Source organism: Sphingomonas sp. (assembly GCF_031372575.1).
Taxonomy (GTDB): Bacteria; Pseudomonadota; Alphaproteobacteria; order Sphingomonadales; family Sphingomonadaceae; genus Sphingomicrobium.
Map to the genome: position 1 here is coordinate 1 of NZ_JANMLM010000102.1, position 18,411 is coordinate 18,411.

The 18,411-nt window shown below is 64.1% G+C and carries 20 protein-coding genes; 8 read left to right on the forward strand and 12 right to left on the reverse strand.

Annotated features, from left to right (window positions below; all coding sequences use genetic code 11):
- Positions 1-1,169, reverse strand: a 1,169-nt coding sequence (locus RMN73_RS10120; protein WP_309603204.1) for a calcium-binding protein, incomplete at its 3' end; no start/stop codon positions are given.
- A 183-nt stretch (positions 1,170-1,352) separates the two neighbouring features.
- The gene (rplQ, locus tag RMN73_RS10125; RefSeq protein WP_309603205.1) at positions 1,353-1,772 is read right to left on the reverse strand and encodes a 50S ribosomal protein L17; all 420 of its coding nucleotides are present in this window, start codon (positions 1,770-1,772) and stop codon (positions 1,353-1,355) included.
- A gap of 205 nt (positions 1,773-1,977) precedes the next feature.
- Between rplQ and RMN73_RS10130 the strand changes: the two genes are divergently transcribed.
- Positions 1,978-2,481 (forward strand): hypothetical protein, encoded by a 504-nt coding sequence (locus RMN73_RS10130; protein ID WP_309603206.1) that lies wholly within the window; start codon positions 1,978-1,980, stop codon positions 2,479-2,481.
- Positions 2,482-2,557: 76 nt separating this feature from the next.
- Here the strand turns inward: RMN73_RS10130 and RMN73_RS10135 are convergent, their stop codons facing one another.
- The 3 genes from RMN73_RS10135 to rpsM all read right to left on the reverse strand — a co-directional run bounded on the left by RMN73_RS10135 (position 2,558) and on the right by rpsM (position 4,545).
- Positions 2,558-3,640 (reverse strand): DNA-directed RNA polymerase subunit alpha, encoded by a 1,083-nt coding sequence (locus tag RMN73_RS10135; protein ID WP_309603207.1) that lies wholly within the window; start codon positions 3,638-3,640, stop codon positions 2,558-2,560.
- Between the two features lie 102 nt (positions 3,641-3,742).
- Positions 3,743-4,132: a 30S ribosomal protein S11 gene (gene rpsK, locus RMN73_RS10140; protein WP_309603208.1), complete on the reverse strand. Its 390-nt coding sequence runs from the start codon at positions 4,130-4,132 to the stop codon at positions 3,743-3,745.
- Between the two features lie 44 nt (positions 4,133-4,176).
- A complete protein-coding gene (gene rpsM, locus RMN73_RS10145) occupies positions 4,177-4,545 on the reverse strand; it encodes a 30S ribosomal protein S13 (RefSeq protein ID WP_309603209.1) in 369 nt (122 codons plus the stop codon).
- 228 nt (positions 4,546-4,773) lie between these two features.
- On the opposite strand from rpsM, the gene RMN73_RS10150 reads away from it, so the two are divergent.
- The 6 genes from RMN73_RS10150 (at position 4,774) to RMN73_RS10175 (ending at position 10,566) form a co-directional block, all read left to right on the forward strand.
- Positions 4,774-5,694, forward strand: coding sequence for a bifunctional riboflavin kinase/FAD synthetase (locus tag RMN73_RS10150; RefSeq protein ID WP_309603210.1), 921 nt, complete (start codon positions 4,774-4,776; stop codon positions 5,692-5,694).
- Between the two features lie 153 nt (positions 5,695-5,847).
- Positions 5,848-8,688, forward strand: coding sequence for an isoleucine--tRNA ligase (ileS, locus tag RMN73_RS10155; protein WP_309603211.1), 2,841 nt, complete (start codon positions 5,848-5,850; stop codon positions 8,686-8,688).
- Positions 8,681-9,181, forward strand: coding sequence for a signal peptidase II (gene lspA, locus RMN73_RS10160; RefSeq protein WP_309603212.1), 501 nt, complete (start codon positions 8,681-8,683; stop codon positions 9,179-9,181). The genes ileS and lspA overlap by 8 nt, the downstream gene beginning before the upstream one ends.
- Complete coding sequence (locus RMN73_RS10165) at positions 9,174-9,584, forward strand: DUF3035 domain-containing protein (protein WP_309603213.1); 411 nt, start codon at positions 9,174-9,176, stop codon at positions 9,582-9,584. Before lspA ends, RMN73_RS10165 begins: the two co-directional genes overlap by 8 nt.
- A gap of 17 nt (positions 9,585-9,601) precedes the next feature.
- Positions 9,602-10,159: a winged helix-turn-helix domain-containing protein gene (locus RMN73_RS10170; protein WP_309603214.1), complete on the forward strand. Its 558-nt coding sequence runs from the start codon at positions 9,602-9,604 to the stop codon at positions 10,157-10,159.
- 53 nt (positions 10,160-10,212) lie between these two features.
- Positions 10,213-10,566 carry a hypothetical protein gene (locus RMN73_RS10175; RefSeq protein ID WP_309603215.1) on the forward strand — a complete coding sequence of 118 codons (354 nt, stop codon included), beginning with the start codon at positions 10,213-10,215 and terminating at the stop codon, positions 10,564-10,566.
- On the opposite strand, the gene sseA is transcribed toward RMN73_RS10175, so the two are convergent.
- On the reverse strand, positions 10,556-11,392 hold the full coding sequence (gene sseA / locus RMN73_RS10180; protein ID WP_309603216.1) for a 3-mercaptopyruvate sulfurtransferase: 837 nt from the start codon (positions 11,390-11,392) through the stop codon (positions 10,556-10,558). The genes RMN73_RS10175 and sseA overlap by 11 nt on opposite strands.
- Positions 11,393-11,440: 48 nt before the next feature.
- Between sseA and queF the strand changes: the two genes are divergently transcribed.
- The gene (gene queF / locus RMN73_RS10185) at positions 11,441-11,890 is read left to right on the forward strand and encodes a preQ(1) synthase (protein ID WP_309603217.1); all 450 of its coding nucleotides are present in this window, start codon (positions 11,441-11,443) and stop codon (positions 11,888-11,890) included.
- A 4-nt stretch (positions 11,891-11,894) separates the two neighbouring features.
- Here the strand turns inward: queF and RMN73_RS10190 are convergent, their stop codons facing one another.
- The 6 genes from RMN73_RS10190 to RMN73_RS10215 form a co-directional block, all read right to left on the reverse strand.
- Complete coding sequence (locus tag RMN73_RS10190; protein ID WP_309603218.1) at positions 11,895-13,871, reverse strand: OPT family oligopeptide transporter; 1,977 nt, start codon at positions 13,869-13,871, stop codon at positions 11,895-11,897.
- Positions 13,872-13,880: 9 nt separating this feature from the next.
- Positions 13,881-14,225 carry a hypothetical protein gene (locus RMN73_RS10195; protein ID WP_309603219.1) on the reverse strand — a complete coding sequence of 115 codons (345 nt, stop codon included), beginning with the start codon at positions 14,223-14,225 and terminating at the stop codon, positions 13,881-13,883.
- Positions 14,222-15,430: a M20 family metallopeptidase gene (locus RMN73_RS10200; protein WP_309603220.1), complete on the reverse strand. Its 1,209-nt coding sequence runs from the start codon at positions 15,428-15,430 to the stop codon at positions 14,222-14,224. Before RMN73_RS10200 ends, RMN73_RS10195 begins: the two co-directional genes overlap by 4 nt.
- Positions 15,427-15,819: a nuclear transport factor 2 family protein gene (locus RMN73_RS10205; RefSeq protein ID WP_309603221.1), complete on the reverse strand. Its 393-nt coding sequence runs from the start codon at positions 15,817-15,819 to the stop codon at positions 15,427-15,429. The genes RMN73_RS10200 and RMN73_RS10205 overlap by 4 nt, the downstream gene beginning before the upstream one ends.
- Positions 15,809-17,458, reverse strand: a complete 1,650-nt coding sequence (locus RMN73_RS10210; protein ID WP_309603222.1) for a helicase HerA-like domain-containing protein — start codon at positions 17,456-17,458, stop codon at positions 15,809-15,811. Before RMN73_RS10210 ends, RMN73_RS10205 begins: the two co-directional genes overlap by 11 nt.
- A 63-nt stretch (positions 17,459-17,521) precedes the next feature.
- A partial coding sequence (locus tag RMN73_RS10215) for a PDZ domain-containing protein (protein ID WP_309603223.1) occupies positions 17,522-18,411 on the reverse strand: 890 nt, incomplete at its 5' end.

The window sequence follows — 18,411 nt, forward strand, 5'->3', positions numbered from 1 at the left end:
CCGCCGTTCAAAATGTCGTCCCCGGCGCCGCCGTCGAGCACGTCATTGCCCGCCACCTGCCCGAACAAGGTCACGTCGGTGTAGAGCGCCGGACCGCTGGGATTGCCGTCGACCGGATTGTACGCGCTGACGATCGCGTCGCCGTACAGCACGTCATTGCCCGCGCCGCCGCTCAGGCTGTCTTTGCCGCCCGCGCCGTACAAGGCATTGGCATTGGCATCGCCGGTCAGCGTGTCGTCGAACGACGTCCCCGACAAATTTTCCACATTGCTGATCGTCATGCTGCCCAGGCCAGTGACCTGCGCCGCGCCTTGCAGCGCGAGCGAGACATTGACCCCATTGGGTAGTGCAAAGCCGAGCGCGTTGAACGACAAGGTATCGACGTCGGCACCGCCGTCGAGGATATGATTGCCCGCCGCGACCTCGAGCAGATCATTGCCGCCCAGCCCGTAAAGCTGATCGTCGCCGCCCGCCCCGTCAAAGTCGGCCGAGATCAGCCAGTTGATATTGGCGTCCCCGGTCAAACTGTCGTTGAACGGCGTGCCCGACAGCGATTCGACCCCGATCAATGTGTCGAGCCCCTGCCCCGTATCCTGCGCAACGCCTTGCAGCAGCAGCGACACCGTCACCCCGCTGATGACCGTATCGCTTCCAGTGGGGAAAAAACTGACCCGGTCGAACCCGCTGCCGCCGTCGAGCGTGTCATTGCCGCTGCCGCCGCGCATGAAATCATTGCCGGCCTCGCCCTGGATCAGATCGTCGCCCTGCTGGCCGTAGAGCGTGTCGTGCCCGTCGCCGCCGTACAACGTGTCATTGCCGCGCCCGCCCAGCAGCACGTCATTGCCGCCCAGACCGTTGAAGATATTGTCGGTCGCCAGCGGATTGCTGCTGCTCGCCGAAATGAAGTCGTCGAAGTTCGACCCGACGATATTTTCGATACTGTCGAGATTGTCGTCGCCATAGCCGCCGCTGGCCGATCCGAACCCGGTCGGCCCGATGAACACCTCCACCGCGCCCGGCGACCCCTGATAGGTCACCCAGTCGCTGCCCAGCCCGCCGCTGATAGTGTCATTGCCCTCCAGCCCGTCGATTACGTCTTCGCTGACGGTCCCGAACAGATCGTCGTCGCCCGGCGTTCCGGTCAATGTGGTTGCTGGTGGTACAGGCATGTGGGTTCCCCTTCTCGCTAATCCGAGCAAGAGAAAGCTAATCACGATCAATATGACAGCGCAATTGCGTAACCATGTCGGCTAACCTCGTTAACGGCGGGCCGTGCATGGATTTCGGGCGCCTGAGCCGATTAACAGCTCGGCGCCCGAAGCGTCTCGATATTGGACTTGGTATCGTCGCGCTTACGCGTCGGCGAGTTCCTCGTCGCCCATCACCGGGCCCGAATCCTGGCCCTTGGCGGAAACGTCGCGGTCGACGAATTCGATGATCGAGATGGCGGCGGCGTCCGACATGCGGATGCCCGCCTTGACCACGCGGCAGTAACCACCGTCGCGGCTTGCATAGCGGCTCGCCAGCACGTCGAACAATTTTGCCAGCTGGGTCTCGTCCATCAACCGGCTCATCGCCAGGCGGCGGTTCGACAGGCCGCCCTTCTTGGCCAAGGTAATCAGTTTCTCGACGTAGGGCCGAAGCTCCTTCGCCTTGGCGGTGGTGGTGGTGATCTGCTCATGCTTGATGAGCGATGCGGCCATGTTGCGGAACATCGCGGTACGATGGGCCGAGGTCCGCTGCAATTTCCGATGGCCAACGCGATGGCGCATGATCTCAATCCTTCTGTTCGTCGGGGTTCCGTATCAGGTAAACCCGGCCACGCAGCACTCATCGGCGGCTGCGCATATCCGTCTCTTGCGGGAGAGCGGCTCCTCAACCCGATCCGGCGCGCCAAGTCAAGTCGCGGGGGCATGGCCAAGCCGCGCATTCAATGGCATGTTCGACGCTGGAGAGTGCAATTCGGGGGGATTGATCATGACGGATGAACCGACATCGGGGCAGGAATCGGCCAGCAGCGGGAGCGGCGGCGGCTCGGGCCCGTTTTCGGGCACCACCGGCTGGGTGGTCGGACTGACCGGGCTGGTCGGTGCGGTCGCCGCCTTGGCCAAGGTGTTCGGCTTCGGCGTGGATTCCCAACCGCGCGAGCCGGTCGCGGTCGCCGCCACCGCCGCCCCTGACGCCGCCGCTGCCGCGACCGATAACGCCGCCGAAGATGCTAGCGCGCCCATGCTGTACAAAGGCGAGATGCTCAAACTGGAATGGTTTACCGATCCAGACTTGTGGACCTTTACCAACGCCGATGGCGAAGCCGATTATGAGGAGATCGCCACCAGCAGCGAGATTTACACCCTCGCCTACAACAAGTCGCTCAACCAATATCTGCGCTGGCCGACCGCCGGCGGCGACCTCGAATCGAGCGATGACGACAAGGCCAGCTGGGTCCCGATCGGCCGCGTCGACCCCGCCCCGACCGAATAAGCGCAGCCCAAGTCAGACGCGGAAAGGGCGGCCCCTCGCGGGACCGCCCTTGGCGATGTTCGATTGCGGCTGGCGCTTAGCCGAGCAATTCCTGCTCGAGTTTCTTCGCCATTTCCTCGATATTCTCCGGCGGCCAGCCGGGGATGTCCATTCCTAACCGCAGCCCCATGCTCGCCAGCACTTCCTTGATTTCGTTCAGCGACTTGCGGCCGAAATTGGGGGTGCGGAGCATTTCGGCTTCGGTCTTCTGGACCAGGTCGCCGATGTAGATGATGTTGTCGTTCTTGAGGCAGTTGGCCGAGCGGACCGACAATTCCAATTCGTCGACCTTCTTGAGCAAATAACGGTTGAGCTGGTTGGTATCGGCGGCGATCTGGGCGTCGCTGCCGAGCGGGGCCGGGGCCGCGCCGCCCATCATCCCCGACGGGGCCGAGCGGACCATCGCGTCGTCGAAGTGGACGAACAATTGCAGCTGATCCTGAAGGATGCGCGCCGCGAACGCCAGCGCATCTTCGGGGCTGACGGTACCGTCGGTTTCAATCGTCAGCGTGAGCTTGTCATAATCCAGTTCCTGGCCGACGCGGGTGTTCTCGATCTTGTACGCGACCTGGCGCACCGGGCTATACAAAGCGTCGATCGGGATCAGGCCGATTGGGGCGTCGGCCGGGCGGTTGGCCTGGCTCGGGACGTAACCCTTGCCGACGTCAACCGTCAGTTCCATGTTGAAGGTCGCGCCATCGTCGAGGTGGCACAGGACGAGGTCGGGGTTGGTGATCTCGATGTCGCCGGTGGCCGCAATCTGGCCCGCCGTGACTTCGCCCGGACCGGTCGCCGACAGCTGCAGCCTTTTGGGGCCTTCGCCTTCCATCTTGAGCGCGATCTGCTTGACGTTGAGCACGATGTCGGTGACGTCCTCGCGGACCCCGGCCAGGCTGCTGAATTCGTGCAGCACGCCCTCGATCTTGAGGCTGGTGACCGCGGCGCCCTGCAGCGAGCTGAGGAGGACACGGCGAAGCGAGTTGCCGAGCGTCATGCCGAAGCCACGTTCCAGCGGCTCAGCGACGAATACGCCCTTGCGGCGGACATCGCCCGCGCCGGTCTTGCGCTCGAGCGCGTTCGGCTTCTTGAGTTCCTGCCAGTTCTTTACGTTGACGGTCATGTGGTTTCCTTGGCAGCTGGGGCAGCGGCGTCCCGCTAAACCCTTGAATTGAAACTTTCTTCGTCTTCTACCTTCGGCCAAAGTACCACTTTGGCCGAAAGCTTAGACCCGGCGGCGTTTCGAGGGGCGGACGCCGTTATGCGGGATCGAGGTGACGTCGCGGATCGAGGTGATCTGGAAGCCGACCGATTGCAGCGCACGAAGCGCCGATTCGCGGCCCGACCCGGGGCCTTTGACTTCGACTTCGAGGGTGCGGACGCCATGCTCGGCGGCCTTGCGGCCCGCGTCTTCCGCAGCAACCTGCGCAGCGTACGGAGTCGACTTGCGGCTGCCCTTGAAGCCCATCGTCCCGGCGCTTGACCAAGCAATCGCATTGCCCTGCGCATCGGTGATGGTGATCATGGTATTGTTGAAGCTGGCGTTAACATGCGCCACCCCCGACGTGATGTTTTTGCGTTCGCGGCGGCGGATGCGCTGAGGTGCTTGGGCCATTGGAAATCCCTAATTCTTTGAACTGCTGAAGCGGCGAAGAAAGATTACTTCTTCTTGCCGGCGATCGGCTTGGCCTTGCCCTTGCGGGTGCGCGCATTGGTGTGCGTGCGCTGGCCGCGGACCGGAAGGCCCTTGCGATGGCGAAGCCCGCGATAGCAGGCCAGATCCATCAGCCGCTTGATGTTCATCGACGTCTGGCGGCGAAGGTCACCTTCCACGGTGTGATCGGCATCGATCGATTCGCGGATTTGCAGCACTTCTGAATCCGACAGATCCTGGACCCGGCGTTCGGGCGCGATCTTCAGCTTCTCGGTGATTTCCTTGGCCTTGGTGCGCCCAATGCCGTGGATGTAGGTCAAGGCGATTTCAACGCGCTTGTTGGTGGGGATATTGACCCCGGCAATACGTGCCATAAGAATATAGTCTCCCAAGCTCCACAGGGCGGCGTGGCACGCGCGCCCCATCTCAAAGCGATAACCCCGCATTCCAAGTGCGAAATCGACGGACGCACGAATGCGCCGCCGAATTACCGGAGGAACGGGATAGCGAGCATTTAGGTTTGGCATTGCCGAGAGTCAAGCGGTGGGGTTCAGAGTTTGGCGTCTGGACTTGAAACTGATTGCCGTTAAGCCAGCCGCGATATGCAGCGCCTGACCCTCGATAGCCCGATCCCCGAAGCACTCAAGGATGCAATTGTCGCGCTTGGCAATTTCGACGGGTTCCACCTTGGCCACCAGGCGGTGGTCGGACGGGCGGTGCAACGCGGCGCGCATGAGCGCAGGCCGGTGATCGTCGCCACCTTCGATCCGCACCCGGTGCGCCACTTCAAGCCCGACGCCGCGCCATTCCGGCTGACCAGCCTCGACCAGCGCCAGCGCCTGTTCGCGGCGGCCGGCGCGGACGCAATGCTGGTGTTCGACTTCAACGCCGCGCTCGCCAGCACCAGCGCGGAGGATTTTGTCGCGGAGTTGCTGGCTGACAGGCTTGGCGCGGCAGGGGTGGTGACCGGGGAGGACTTCACCTTCGGCAAGGCGCGCGGCGGCAATGCCGCGACACTGCAGAGCCTGGGCGCGGCGCATGGCATTGTCGCCGAGACGGTCGGCGCGGTGGCACTCGACGGGTTGCCGGTGTCATCGAGCCGGGTCCGCGCGGCGCTGATCGGGGGCGACCCGCACAGCGCGACGCACTTGCTGACGCGGCCATTCGCGATCGAGGGCGTGGTCCAGCATGGCGACAAGCGCGGGCGAGCGCTCGGCTGGCCGACCGCCAATGTCGAACTGGGTTCGTACCAGCGCCCGGCGTATGGAATTTATGCGGTGCGGGTGACGCTGGATGACGGCAGCGAGCATGACGGGGTGGCGAATATCGGCGTGCGGCCGATGTTCGATCCGCCGAAGGAGCTGCTCGAGGCGGTGCTGTTCGACTGGAATGGCGATTTGTACGGGCGGGTGATCGAGGTCGCGCTGGTGCATTATCTGCGCGGTGAAATGAAGTTTGACGGGCTTGAGGCGCTGAGGGTTCAGATGGATCAGGATGCGGCTGACGCGAGGCGATTGCTCTGAGGTCCTCCCCCTCGATGGGGGAGGATTTAGGTGGGGGTGATCGCTCAACAGATACCATACTCACGATCGACCATCACCCCCACCCAACCCTCCCCCATCAAGGGGGAGGGCTAAGAGTTTGCATCTCGGCCGCCACCCGCTAGAGCCGCCGCGATGTCCGACACACCCCCCGCCAAGCCTGATTACAGGTCCACAGTCTTCCTGCCCAAGACCGACTTTCCGATGAAGGCGGGGCTGCCGCAGAAGGAGCCGGGGATCCTGGCCAAGTGGCAGGCCGACGACGCTTATGGCCAGCTGCGCGCGGCGCGGGCGGGGCGCGAGCAGTTCATTCTTCATGACGGGCCGCCTTACGCCAATGGCGACATCCACATCGGCCATGCGCTCAACCACATCCTCAAGGACATGGTGGTGCGGACGCAGACCCTGCTCGGCAAGGACGCGCCGTACGTGCCCGGCTGGGACTGCCACGGGCTGCCGATCGAGTGGAAGATCGAAGAGCAATATCGCAAGAAGAAGCTCGACAAGGATCAGGTGCCGATCAAAGAATTCCGCGCCGAATGCCGCGCTTATGCGCAGGGTTGGGTCGATACCCAGCGCGAGCAATTGAAGCGGCTCGGGATCGGCGGGCAGTGGGACAAGCCGTATCTGACGATGAACGCAGTCGCCGAAGGCACGATCGTGTCCGAGCTGCTGAAGTTCGCGCAGACCGGCCAGCTCTATCGCGGCGCCAAGCCGGTGATGTGGTCCCCGGTCGAAAAGACCGCGCTGGCCGAGGCCGAGATCGAATATGAAGACATTGTCTCGACCCAGATCGATGTGGCGTTCGAGATCGTCGAGAGCCCGATCCCCGAGCTGGTCGGCGCCCATGCGGTGATCTGGACGACGACCCCGTGGACGATCCCGGTCAACCAGGCGATCGCTTATGGGCCGGAGGTTGAGTATTCGCTTCTTAAGGATCGCGACACGCAAAAGAAGTATGTGGTCGCCGAACAGCTGATCGAAGAATTCTTCATTCGCTACAGCGAGGCTGAAGACAGTGCTGGGCTGAATTCAGGGGGCTGGCGCGGCAAAGGCTCCGACCTCGCCGGCACCATCGCCCGCCACCCGATGCACCATCTCGGCGGCTTCTTCGCCAAGCCGCGCCCGTTCCTGCCCGGCGACTTCGTCACCACCGACACCGGCACCGGGCTGGTCCACATGGCGCCCGACCATGGCGAGGACGATTTCGACCTGTGCAAGGCCAATGGCATCGACCCGGTGTTCGCGGTCGAAGGCGACGGGAAGTATCGCGCGGACTGGGGCTGGCTCGGCGGGCAGGGCAGCGTCATCAACGCCAAGTTCAATGCGCCGGATGGGCCCATCTGCGAGGATCTCCGCGCGTCCGGCGGGCTGCTCGCGGCGTCGGCGGATTACAAGCACAGCTACCCGCATTCGTGGCGATCGAAGGCCAAGGTGATTTACCGGTGTACGCCGCAATGGTTCATCGCGATGGATACGCCCTTGCGCGTCGAGCATTGCGAGAGCTTCGCCGAGAAAAGGTGGGACAATGAAGGCGGGGCGCTCGCCAAGCCGCCGAGCCTTCGCCAAACCGCGCTTCATGCCATCGCCAACACCCGCTGGGTGCCCGAGAAAGGCGAAAACCGCATTCGCTCGATGGTCGAGGGGCGGCCCGATTGGGTGATCAGCCGCCAGCGCGCGTGGGGGGTGCCGATCGCGTTGTTCGTCAAGCGCGGGGGCAATCAGCCATTGGTCGACGATGCGGTCAACGCGCGGATTGTCGCCGCGATCAAGGCCGAGGGCGTCGACGCGTGGGAGGAAGCGCGGGCGCAGGAGTATCTCGGCAGCACCTACCAAGCCGCCGAATACGAGATGGTGACCGACATCCTCGATGTGTGGTTCGACAGCGGCTGCACCCATGTGTTCACGCTGGAAAGCGGCGCCTGGCCCGAGCAGCGCTGGCCCGCCGATCTGTACCTCGAGGGGTCGGACCAGCATCGCGGCTGGTTCCAGTCGAGCCTGATGGAAAGCTGCGGCACCCGCGGCCGCGCGCCGTACAATGCGGTGCTGACCCACGGCTTCACGATGGATAGCAAGGGCATGAAAATGTCCAAGAGCCTGGGCAATACGATCAGCCCGACCGATTTGATGCGCGACAGTGGCGCGGACATCTTGCGGCTGTGGGCGCTGAGCGTCGACTTCACCGAGGATCACCGGATCGGCAAGGAAATCCTCGCCGGGGTCGCCGACCAATATCGCAAATTGCGCAATACATTCCGCTATCTGCTCGGCGCGCTCGAGGGGTTCGATGAGGCCGAGCGGGTGACCGACGTCGCCGCCATGCCCGAGCTTGAGCGGTACATGCTGTCATTGCTGGCGGGGCTGGATGCGAAGTTGCGGCAAGCGGTCGATGATTTCGACTTCAACACCTACGTCCGCGCGTTGGGCGATTTCTGCAACGAGGATTTGTCGGCTTTCTACTTCGATATCCGCAAGGATTCGCTGTATTGCGATGGCGCGGACGACCCCAAGCGCCGCGCGTATCGCACCGTCCTCGACACGATGTTCCAGGCATTGGTGCGCTGGGCCGCGCCGGTGCTGGTGTTCACGGCGGAGGAAGTGTGGGGGACGCGCTATCCGGATGGGGGTTCGGTGCATTTGCTGGAGTGGCCGGAGCTCGGCGCCGCACCTAATGAGGCGTTGATCAGTAAATGGCAGAACGTTCGCGCGACGCGCGTGCTTGCAAACGAACAAATTGAGCCGATGCGCCGTGACAAAGTAGTCGGCTCAAGCCTCGAAGTAGAAGTCGATTATCAGGGCGACCCCGGCGATCTCGACCTGGCTGAGATTTTCATTGTTGCGAACGTGAATACGGGCCGACCGACGGGTTATCGAAAAACAACCAACCACAAATGCGGGCGCTGCTGGCGGCATTTGCCCGAAGTGACCGAGGATGGCGATTTGTGCGATCGATGCGAAGGGGTGGTCAATGGGTAAGCTGCGGACCGCTTACGGGCTCGCGATCGTCATTTTTGCGATCGACCAGATCAGCAAGTTCATCATGATCGGGCCGCTGGCGCTCGAGCAGCGCGGGCAGATCATCTTGCTGCCGATCTTCAATTTCACCTGGGTCGAAAATCGCGGCATCAGCCTGGGATTTGCCCAGGCGAGTAGCGACACGCAACGCTGGCTGCTGATCGCCGGGACCGCAATTATCGCCGGAATCGTTGCCTGGTGGATCAGAAAGGAAGAAAAGAGCGGCGAGCGGATCGCGCTGGCGCTTGTGCTTGGCGGCGCACTGGGCAATATCGTCGACAGGGTGCGGCTGGGGTTTGTGGTCGACTTCCTCGACCTGCATTTCGGCGAGTGGCGTCCGTTTTTAGTCTTTAATGTCGCCGACGCGGCGATTAGCATCGGCGTCGTCATTCTGCTGCTTCGTGCCATATTCATCCGGCCGGCGGCGCCCGAGGAGAAGATCGATCATGCGTAAGTTCATCCCCACCCTGCTGGTTTTGCCGGCGATCGCCCTTGGCGGCTGCAGCCTGCTGGCGCCCAAGACCAAGGCGCTTGACGAGTTTGCCGTGGCGCGCAACGCGCCGCTGGTGATCCCGCCCGATTATTCGCTGACCCCGCCGGTCGCCGGCACCGTCAGCTCGACCGCCGAGGGCGCACAGGCGCAGGCCGTCGAAGCCTTGTTCGGTGGCCCTGCCCCGCGCAGCCAGACCGAAAGCAAGATGCTCGACAATGCCGGCCGCGACCGCGCGGTGATCGGTGCGCGATCGGTCGCCGGCGATCCCGAGACGCGGGTGGTCGACAAGGGTGCCGAGACCCAGGCGATCATTGCCGCGCCCGAGGCGAATAGCGCCGAAGCGACCGCGCAGCCGCCAAAATAAGGAAGACGATCGACCCCATGCCTTCAGAATCGCTCTCCGCCCGGCTTGCCGAACTGGAATCGATCCTCGACCGCGCCAAGCGCCGGTTCGAGGAAGGGCTGCGGATTGTCGAGGAGGCGCATGAGACGTTCGGCGACCTGCAGCAGGCCCTGCTTGGCTCGCCCGGCGTCATGTCGGCCGAGGAAAGCGACGAGGCCGCGTCGCGCTTGCTGTCCAGCCTCAAGGCGAGCGGTGCGGACATGCCAGCCACCCTTTGTGGCGGTCGGCTTGCGGTCGATACGACCCAGCGCCTGATCCGCATCGACACCCATCCGATCGGGATTACCGAGATGGAATATCGGGTGCTCGAACTGCTCGCCTTTGCGCGCAACAACGTCGTGACACGGACGATGTTGCTGAAGCATCTCTACCGCCGCGCCGACGATCAGCCGCAGCCCAAGATCATCGACGTGTTCATCTCCAAATTGCGCAAGAAATTGCGGATGGCGTCGAACGGCGCGGAGTTCATCGAGACCATTCCGCAGCGCGGCTGGATCTTGCGCGATATCGACGCCGACGGGAACGCCGCGTCCTAGGCAGGCGCGGCGATTCACTTTTTCTTAGGGCTGACGCGTTAATACTCGCAGCCATGATCCATTTTTTGCCCGAACCCGACGCTTTCGACGTTGCTCCGCCAGCCGATGCACTGGCGCGAGTCGCCGGCCTTGCGCAGGCGCTTGCCGCCGCCGAAGGGCTGAGTGGCCACGTCGGAGAGGCGGCCGACCAGACCGTACTCGCCGCCGCCTGGCCGACAGCGACCGAGGCGCAGCATGCGTTGTTCGATGCAATGTCCGCCCATGCGGTGGCCGGATCGGTCGCCGGGCTCGAAGTGATTGGCGCGCTTCGCGATGCCGGTCTCGAGGCCAATCGCGCGGCGATTGACACGCTGACCGCCTCGATCCGCAGCGAGCTCGACCGACTTGGTACCTTGCTTACGCTTTAGCGCGTCCGACTTCCTTGGGCGTGTCGGGATCGGCACCCCATTCGCTCCAGCTGCCATCATACAGCTTATGCCCACGCCCGCCCAATCGGCGCGCCGCGAAGATCAGGCTGTTGGCGGTCACGCCAGAGCCGCAGCTGGCGATGAACGGGCGCTCGGGGTCTATTCCCGCCGCATCGAATTCAGCGCGCAGGGCATCGCCCGATTTGAACGTGCCGTCGTCGCGATAGAGCTTGGCGAACGGCAGGTTGCGCGCGCGGGGAATGTGGCCCGACGCGATCCCCGGGCGCGGATCGGCCTCACTGCCGTCGAACCGCGCTGGGCCCCGCGCGTCGGCCAGCGGCAGGTCGCGATTGGCCAGCACGCCATCCTTGTCGATCACGTCGGTCGCCGCACGCGCATCGAACCGCACCGTGCGGGGCATTGCCGGGCCATGCTCCAACGGGCGGCTCTCGCGATTCCATTTCTGCAGTCCGCCGTCGAGGATCGCGACCCGTTCCGCGCCGAAATGGCGGAGCATGAACCAGCCGCGAGCCGCGCTGCGCAGCGGGCTGTTGTCATAGACGATGATCCGATCGTCACGCCCGACGCCAAGCGCCACCATCGCCGCGGCGAATGCTTCGGCGGATGGCAGCATGTGCGGCGCCGGGTTCGCCTTGTCGGCGACCTCGGATATGTCGAGGAAGCGCGCACCGGGGATGTGCCGGGTTAGAAACTCCGCCACGCCGTCACGCTTGTCGGCGGGCATGAACGCCGAACAATCGACAATCGCCAGATCGTCCGCGCCAAGATTGCGCGCCAGCCAGTCGGTGGTCACTAGATCGTCCATCGCAGTCTCCTAGCGGCCCGCGCGCGACGCTGCTAGGAGCCTCGCGCCATGACCAATCCCAAACATCTCGGCCAACCGAGCTCGCTTCCTGCTTCCCCCGCTGCGGCCGAACTCGATTATGTCCCCAACCCGCGCGCCGGCGAGCTTTATCTGGTGCGCTTCGCCGCGCCAGAATTCACCTCGTTGTGCCCGGTTACCGGCCAGCCCGACTTCGCGCATCTGGTAATCGATTATGCGCCTGGCGAGACGATCGTCGAGTCGAAGAGCCTCAAGCTGTTCCTCGGGGCCTTCCGCAATCACGCCGGCTTCCATGAGGACGTCACCGTCGGGATCGGCAAGCGCCTGTTCGACGAGATGGCACCCAAGTGGCTGCGGATCGGCGGTTACTGGTATCCGCGCGGCGGAATCCCGATCGACGTCTTCTGGCAATCAGGGGAGCCGCCCAAGGGCTTATGGCTCCCCGACCAGGGCGTCGCGCCTTACCGCGGGCGCGGCTGACCTTCTAGGTGGTCGCGGTCTTGGCCCCGGCTTCGGCGCGGGTTTTCAGGTAAAGCCAGGCGATGGCGCCAGCAAAGGCGATCAGACCGAGCGGCACCGCCCAGGCGAAATCCTTGACCAGCGCCAGCGGGGAATCATTGTCGGTCGCGCCGACGATGCCCGCGAACGCGACCCCGAACAGACTTTCGCCGACGATCAGTCCGGTCGCCATCAGCACGCCCAATCGCTCGGCAAAGGCCGGATCAGGCGCGCGGGCGGCCCATTTGTTATAGAGATAGCCGATCGTCGCGCCGACCGGGATCAGCAGGGTCAGCGACATCGGCAGGTAAATCCCCATTCCGACCGCAAGCGGGGGAAGCGAATATTTCCCGCTGCGCCGAAGCACTTCATCGACGATAATCGCCCCGACGCCGATCAGCGCGCCAAGCCCGATCAAATTCCAGTCGAGGCTGCCGCCAAGCACGCCTTGCGCGATGGCCGAAATCAGTGCCGCCTGTGGTGCCGCCAGGGCGTTGGGACCGGCACCGGGGGCGCCGACAAACCCGAACGCGTCGTTGAGGATAGTCAGGATCGGCGGGATCACAAGGCTGCCAAAGATCACGCCGATGATCAAAGCCACCTGCTGCTTCCACGGGGTCGCGCCGACCAATTGGCCGGTCTTTAGATCCTGCAGATTGTCATTGGCGATGGTCGCCACGCCGAAGATGATTGCAGTGACGAACAACGCATAGGCGACCAGGCTCTGAGACGCGTCAACGCCCAATTCCCGTCCGAAGATCGCCACGAGCAAGAGTGAAATGCCGAGTACGGTGAGGATCCCGACCCCCGATACCGGGCTGTTCGAAGCACCGATCAGGCCCGCCATGTAGCCGGTAATCGCGGCGATGATCGCCCCTGCGACGAGGATGTAGAGCAAGCTGAGGCCGATGGTCAGCATTGGCGCGGCGGCGATCGGGCCGCTTTGCGCGAAGGCCGACAGCAGCAGGCCGATGGGGATCATCGAGCCGAGGATGGTGACGCCAATGATCCCGATCGGAATGTCGCGTTCGGTCAGTGCCAGGCTGACTTGTCCGCCCTTGGCCCGCGCGCGACTGGCGGCGAGGGCCGAGGTGACGCCCTTGATGATCGGGCCGATGATCTTGAGCAGGGTCCAAATGGCCGCGACGCCGATTGTCCCGGCGCCGATGAAGCGGACTTTCGCCCGGAAGACGGTCGAGACCAATGTCTCGAGATCAGCGGCGGAGGCCAGCCCGGCGAGGCCGGTCTGCCACGGCACCAGCACGAACCAGCTGATAATCAGTCCCGCCAACATCGCGATTCCGACCGCCATTCCAACCAGATGGCCAACCCCGATCAGCGCCATCGACAGGCTGGTCGAAACGGTGGTCGCGCCACCGCCGAACGGCAAGGCGCGCGCGGCCTCGGTCGCGACGTATTTGGTCTGGGCGATCAGCGCATAGGCGGCCGAGACGAGCGAGCTCCACAGGATCATCCTTAGCCCGATGCGATTCTCTTCCGCCCCGCCGACCCCGGCACCGACCTTGAGCACTTCGGCGGCGGCGACACCTTCGGGGTAAGGAAGGTCGCTGCCGGTTACCAACGCACGCCGCAACGGGACCGAGAACATCACCCCCAGCACGCCGCCAAGCCCGATCACGGCGACCGACAACCAGAACGGGAAGCCAGTCCACCAGCCGACCATGATCAGGCCCGGCAGGACGAAGATGATCGCCGACAACGTGCCCGCCGCCGAGGCGATGGTCTGGACGATATTATTTTCCTGGATGGTCGCATCGCGGAAGAATTTAAGCACCGCCATCGAGATCACCGCAGCCGGGATCGAGGTGGCGAACGTGATTCCAAGCTTGAGCCCGAGATAGACGTTGGCGGCAGTGAACAAGAGCGTGAGGATCGCGCCGATGACGATCCCGCGGAAGGTCAGTTCCTTGAGTTGGTCGCTGGTGTCGGGGCTGGTGGCCATGTGGAGTTCCTAAAGTTTCTTGTTGCGGTTGGGCGGGGTCGGCAGGCTGTCGTCGCGGTTGAAGCGGATGACGATGTCATAGCGTTTGAGCAGCAACGCCCCGCCGTCGATTGTTAGCGGTTCGCGATTGAAAGCGGCCTGCTTGTACACGCCGTCGGTCCGGGTCGAGGTTAGATAGATGGTCGTGCCTTCGCTGGTCCAGCTGCCCTCGGCGACTTCGGACACCGCGCCATAATCGAGCGCGTAAGCAAATTTGCCATCGGCCTCGAGCTCGATCGCGGCGGCGACTTCGGTTTGGCTGGAGGCGTAGAAACCGGTGAGGTCGGCGAGCGCCAACAGCAATGCGAGCATCATATGGCGAAACCTGAATCGAGGAAAGTCGTTGCGAAGGCGCAATGAAGTGCAACCCCGCGCGGCATTGCTGTTTCATCGACCAGCATCGCCGGATTGTGAAGCGGGGCGCGGGCCAGCGGATCGCCGCCTGACGGTGCCACGCCGAGGAACGCCATTGCGCCCGGAATACGTTCGAGCACGTAGGAGAAATCTTCCCCGCCCATGCTCGGCGCGGGGGCGAGGATGTAATCGGCGCCGGCCAGCCGCTCGATCAAGGCGACCGCGCGCGGATCATTGACGGTTGCGGGATAGCCGGGGTCGATCTCGACTTCGGCGGTGCAGCCGTGGGCCAGTGCGACATGGGTGCAAATTCGCTCGAACGCGGCGCGGGTGCGGGTGCGACCGGCGGGCGACAAGGTGCGCAAGGTACCGAGTAAATCGACCGCTTCGGGAAGCACGTTATGTGTGGTGCCCGCGCTGATCCTGGTGATCGATAGCACCACCGGATCGGTGGTGACCGGGGTGCGGCGCGCGACTTCAGTTTGCAATGCAAGGACGATTTCGGCGGCGACCGGCACCGGGTCGATCGCATCGTGCGGCATGGCGGCATGACCGCCCTTGCCGACGATCCGTGCGCGCAACGTGTCGGTCGAGGCGAGCATTGCGCCGGGGCGGCAGGCGACCGCGCCACCGGGCAGATTGGGCCAGATGTGGAGCGCGAAGGCGGCGTCGGGCGCGGGATCGTCGAGCAGCCCTTCGGCGATCATCTCGCGCGCGCCGTGATGCCCCTCCTCCCCCGGCTGGAACATGAACAGGATTTTGCCCGCGAACGTATCGCGGCGGGCGCATAGCAAGCGCGCGGCGGCGGCGAGCATCGCCGAATGGCTGTCATGGCCGCAGGCATGCATCGTGCCGGGTATGCGGCTGGCGAAATCGAGCCCGGTCGTCTCGCGGATGGGAAGCGCATCCATGTCGCCGCGCAGCAGCACGGTGCGTGATGCGTCGCCGACGACAGTGCCGTCGAGCAAGGCAACGAAGCCGCTGGTCGAGGCGCTGTCGCGGATAACGAGCGGGAGCCCGGCCAGCGCCGCTTTCAACTTGTCGCGGGTGCGCGGGCAATCGAGCCCGAGCTCGGGATCGGCATGGATTTCGCGGCGCAGCGCGATCGTCGCGGGCTGCTCATCCAGTGCCGCTTCGCTCCACCGATAGAGCAGGTCGAGGCTCATTCGATATGGACCCCGGCGGGCACCGGGCTGCTATGGCGGCGAAGCACTTGCCAGCCAGCGTCGGTCTTGGCCCAGACATCGGTCAGCAGCACGCGCTCGTCGATCGTGTGGCCCATGAACCGCAACTTCCACTGTGCATCGACCGTGGCGACGATGGTCTGATCGAGTCGCACCGAATCGGTGACCCGCACTTCAAGGCTGGCAATGTCCATTTTCTCGAGCGCGCCAAGCCAATCGTCGAGCCCGACCGCGACCGTGCCGGTCGAGCGGATCCCGACCAGTTTGAACAACGGATGGATCAGCTTGCGCAGCGCCGCTTCATCCTTGGCAAACAAGGCGTCGCGCCACGCCCGCTCCAGATCGGCAACATCGGGTAATTTAGCGACCACGGAATAAGCCACCAAGAACGCCGCGCAGCAAGCGACCGGTCAGCTGCCGACCGACCGAGCTGGCGACCGACCTTGCGGCCGACGTCAGCACCTTATCGGTCAGGCTCGGCTTGGCTGCTTCCCGCGCCGCACGGGCGGCCTGGCGCTCGGCTTCACGCACGCGGGCCAGTTCGAGCCGTTGTTCGGCAGCATGTTGCTGCGCTTCCATCCGCGCGGTGACGGCAGCGGCCTGCGCCTGCGCCTTGGCGGTCTGGGCATCGAGCTTGGCCTGGACCGCGGCATTCTTGTCGGTTTCGGTCTTGGCCTCCGCCACGGCAACCGCCGCCGCCGCTTCATCGCCCTTGGCCTTGATGATCTCCTCGGCCGACTGGCGGTCGATCAGTTCGTCATATCTGCTGCCGATAGCGTCGGTGGTGACGAAGATCGTGCGTTCTTCGGGCGTGATCGGGGCAACCCGCGATTCGGGCGGCTTGATCAGCGTCCGCTCGACCGGGCTTGGCGCGCCGTCGGGCTGAAGCAAGGACACCAACGCCTCACCGATCTTGAGTTCGGTAATCGCGGTCGCGACATCGACCCCGGGATTGGCGCGGAAGGTATCCGCCGCAGCGCGAACCGCCTGCTGATCGCGCGGGGTGAACGCGTTGAGCTTGTGCTGAATGCGATTGTTGAGCTGCGCCGCAACCTTGTCGGGAATGTCGATCGGGTTCTGGGTGATGAAATACACCCCGACCCCCTTCGAGCGGATCAGCCGGACGACCTGCTCGACCTTTTCCAGCAGACCCGGCGGGGCATCGTCGAACAGCAGATGCGCCTCGTCGAAGAAGAAGCACAGCACCGGCTTGTCGGGATCGCCAATTTCGGGAAGCTGCTCGAACAATTCGCTCAGCAGCCACAACAGGAAGGTGGCGTAGAGCCGCGGCGATGCCATCAACTTGTCGGCGGCAAGGATGTTGACGATCCCCCGTCCGCTATCGTCGAGCGCGATGAAATCATGCAATTCCAACGCCGGCTCGCCAAAGAAATGGTCGCCGCCCTGGCTACGGAGCTGGAGCATGTTGCGCTGGATCGAACCGATCGACTGCTTGGAAACATTGCCATATTGAAGCGTCAGTTCGTCGGCGCGTTCACCGCATTCGACCAACATCGCCTGCATGTCGTCGAGGTCGAGCAGCAACAGCCCTTCTTTGTCGGCAATGGTGAAAGCGATCGTCAGCACGCCTTCCTGGACATCGTTCAAATTCATCAGCCGCGACAGCAATAGCGGCCCCATCTCACTGATCGTGGTGCGGATCGGATGGCCCTTTTCGCCGAACAGGTCCCAGAATTGGACCGGGGTATCCTTATAGTGCCAGTCGGTCATGCCGACTTCGGCCGCGCGGGCAGCAAAAATATCGTGCATCTTGCCGGTCGGCGATCCGGCCAAAGCGAGGCCCGACAAATCGCCCTTCACGTCGGCCACGAAGCACGGCACGCCAGCGGCGGACAAACCCTCGACGATGCCTTGCAGCGTGACGGTCTTGCCGGTGCCGGTTGCGCCTGCGATCAACCCGTGGCGATTGGCGCGCTTCAGTTCGAGCGCTTGCGGATTGGTCCCGCCGCTGCCTGCCCCGATAAAGATATTTGTCGGCTGATCGGCCATGGATGCGTTCCTCGTTCGGCTAAGGTGCGAACCTAGGCCGAACGATGGAGCACGAGCAAGCACCTACTGCGGCGCGATGTCGATCCCGACGAATGCTTCAGGCGCGGTGCCGCTCTTGACCAGCAACAGCACGCTCTTGCGGCCGGCGCGGCGGGCTGCATCAACGGCGGCAGTCACCTGCGCCGGGGAGGTCACCGCCACCTGGTTGACCGACATGATGACGAAGCCGGCGCGAAGCCCCTTCTCCGCCGCATCGCTCGACGCATCGACCGCGGTGATGAACACGCCGCGCACCGTGGCGGGGATGTTCGAACGGCGCGCGAGGTCGGCGGTCAGCGGCTGTAGCGTCAGGCCGATGACTTGCGTCCCGACGGTCGAGCCGGTTGCCGAATCGCTCGGCGAGCCGTCATCGCTTCCACCAGTTTGCGCCGCAAGCTGTTCCTCGGTCGGGCGTTGGCCGACGACCACGGTCACCGTTTCGCGGCGCCCGTTGCGGACGATCTCGAGCGGGACGCGGGTGCCGACCGTCGAATTGGCAATCAGGAATGACACCGTTTCGTCCGGGGTGACCATCTGGCCGCCGACGGTCAGGATGACATCGCCCTGGCGAAGCCCGGCGCGCGCTGCCGCCTGGCCGGGGACGACCGAGCGAACCAATTCGCCCTGATCCTTGGGCAGGCCAAGCGACGACGCGATATTTTCGTCGAGCGGCTGGAGGCTGACCCCGAGATAACCGCGCTGCGGGCGCTGGCCACGACGCAGCGAATCGATCACCGGCTTGGCCAGTTCGGCGGGGATGGCAAGGCCAATCCCGACATTGGCGCCGGTCGGCGAAATGAGCGCCGAATTGATGCCGATGACATTGCCCATCATGTCGAACATCGGGCCGCCCGAATTGCCCATGTTGATGCTGGCGTCGGTCTGGATGTAGCGATCATAGGCGCCGACCCCGG

Coding starts and splice junctions, on each gene's coding strand:
- rplQ (WP_309603205.1), bottom strand. CDS start 1,772: ATGCGCCATCGCGTTGGCCATCGGAAATTGCAGCGGACCTCGGCCCAT.
- RMN73_RS10130 (WP_309603206.1), top strand. CDS start 1,978: ATGACGGATGAACCGACATCGGGGCAGGAATCGGCCAGCAGCGGGAGC.
- RMN73_RS10135 (WP_309603207.1), bottom strand. CDS start 3,640: ATGACCGTCAACGTAAAGAACTGGCAGGAACTCAAGAAGCCGAACGCG.
- rpsK (WP_309603208.1), bottom strand. CDS start 4,132: ATGGCCCAAGCACCTCAGCGCATCCGCCGCCGCGAACGCAAAAACATC.
- rpsM (WP_309603209.1), bottom strand. CDS start 4,545: ATGGCACGTATTGCCGGGGTCAATATCCCCACCAACAAGCGCGTTGAA.
- RMN73_RS10150 (WP_309603210.1), top strand. CDS start 4,774: ATGCAGCGCCTGACCCTCGATAGCCCGATCCCCGAAGCACTCAAGGAT.
- ileS (WP_309603211.1), top strand. CDS start 5,848: ATGTCCGACACACCCCCCGCCAAGCCTGATTACAGGTCCACAGTCTTC.
- lspA (WP_309603212.1), top strand. CDS start 8,681: ATGGGTAAGCTGCGGACCGCTTACGGGCTCGCGATCGTCATTTTTGCG.
- RMN73_RS10165 (WP_309603213.1), top strand. CDS start 9,174: ATGCGTAAGTTCATCCCCACCCTGCTGGTTTTGCCGGCGATCGCCCTT.
- RMN73_RS10170 (WP_309603214.1), top strand. CDS start 9,602: ATGCCTTCAGAATCGCTCTCCGCCCGGCTTGCCGAACTGGAATCGATC.
- RMN73_RS10175 (WP_309603215.1), top strand. CDS start 10,213: ATGATCCATTTTTTGCCCGAACCCGACGCTTTCGACGTTGCTCCGCCA.
- sseA (WP_309603216.1), bottom strand. CDS start 11,392: ATGGACGATCTAGTGACCACCGACTGGCTGGCGCGCAATCTTGGCGCG.
- queF (WP_309603217.1), top strand. CDS start 11,441: ATGACCAATCCCAAACATCTCGGCCAACCGAGCTCGCTTCCTGCTTCC.
- RMN73_RS10190 (WP_309603218.1), bottom strand. CDS start 13,871: ATGGCCACCAGCCCCGACACCAGCGACCAACTCAAGGAACTGACCTTC.
- RMN73_RS10195 (WP_309603219.1), bottom strand. CDS start 14,225: ATGATGCTCGCATTGCTGTTGGCGCTCGCCGACCTCACCGGTTTCTAC.
- RMN73_RS10200 (WP_309603220.1), bottom strand. CDS start 15,430: ATGAGCCTCGACCTGCTCTATCGGTGGAGCGAAGCGGCACTGGATGAG.
- RMN73_RS10210 (WP_309603222.1), bottom strand. CDS start 17,458: ATGGCCGATCAGCCGACAAATATCTTTATCGGGGCAGGCAGCGGCGGG.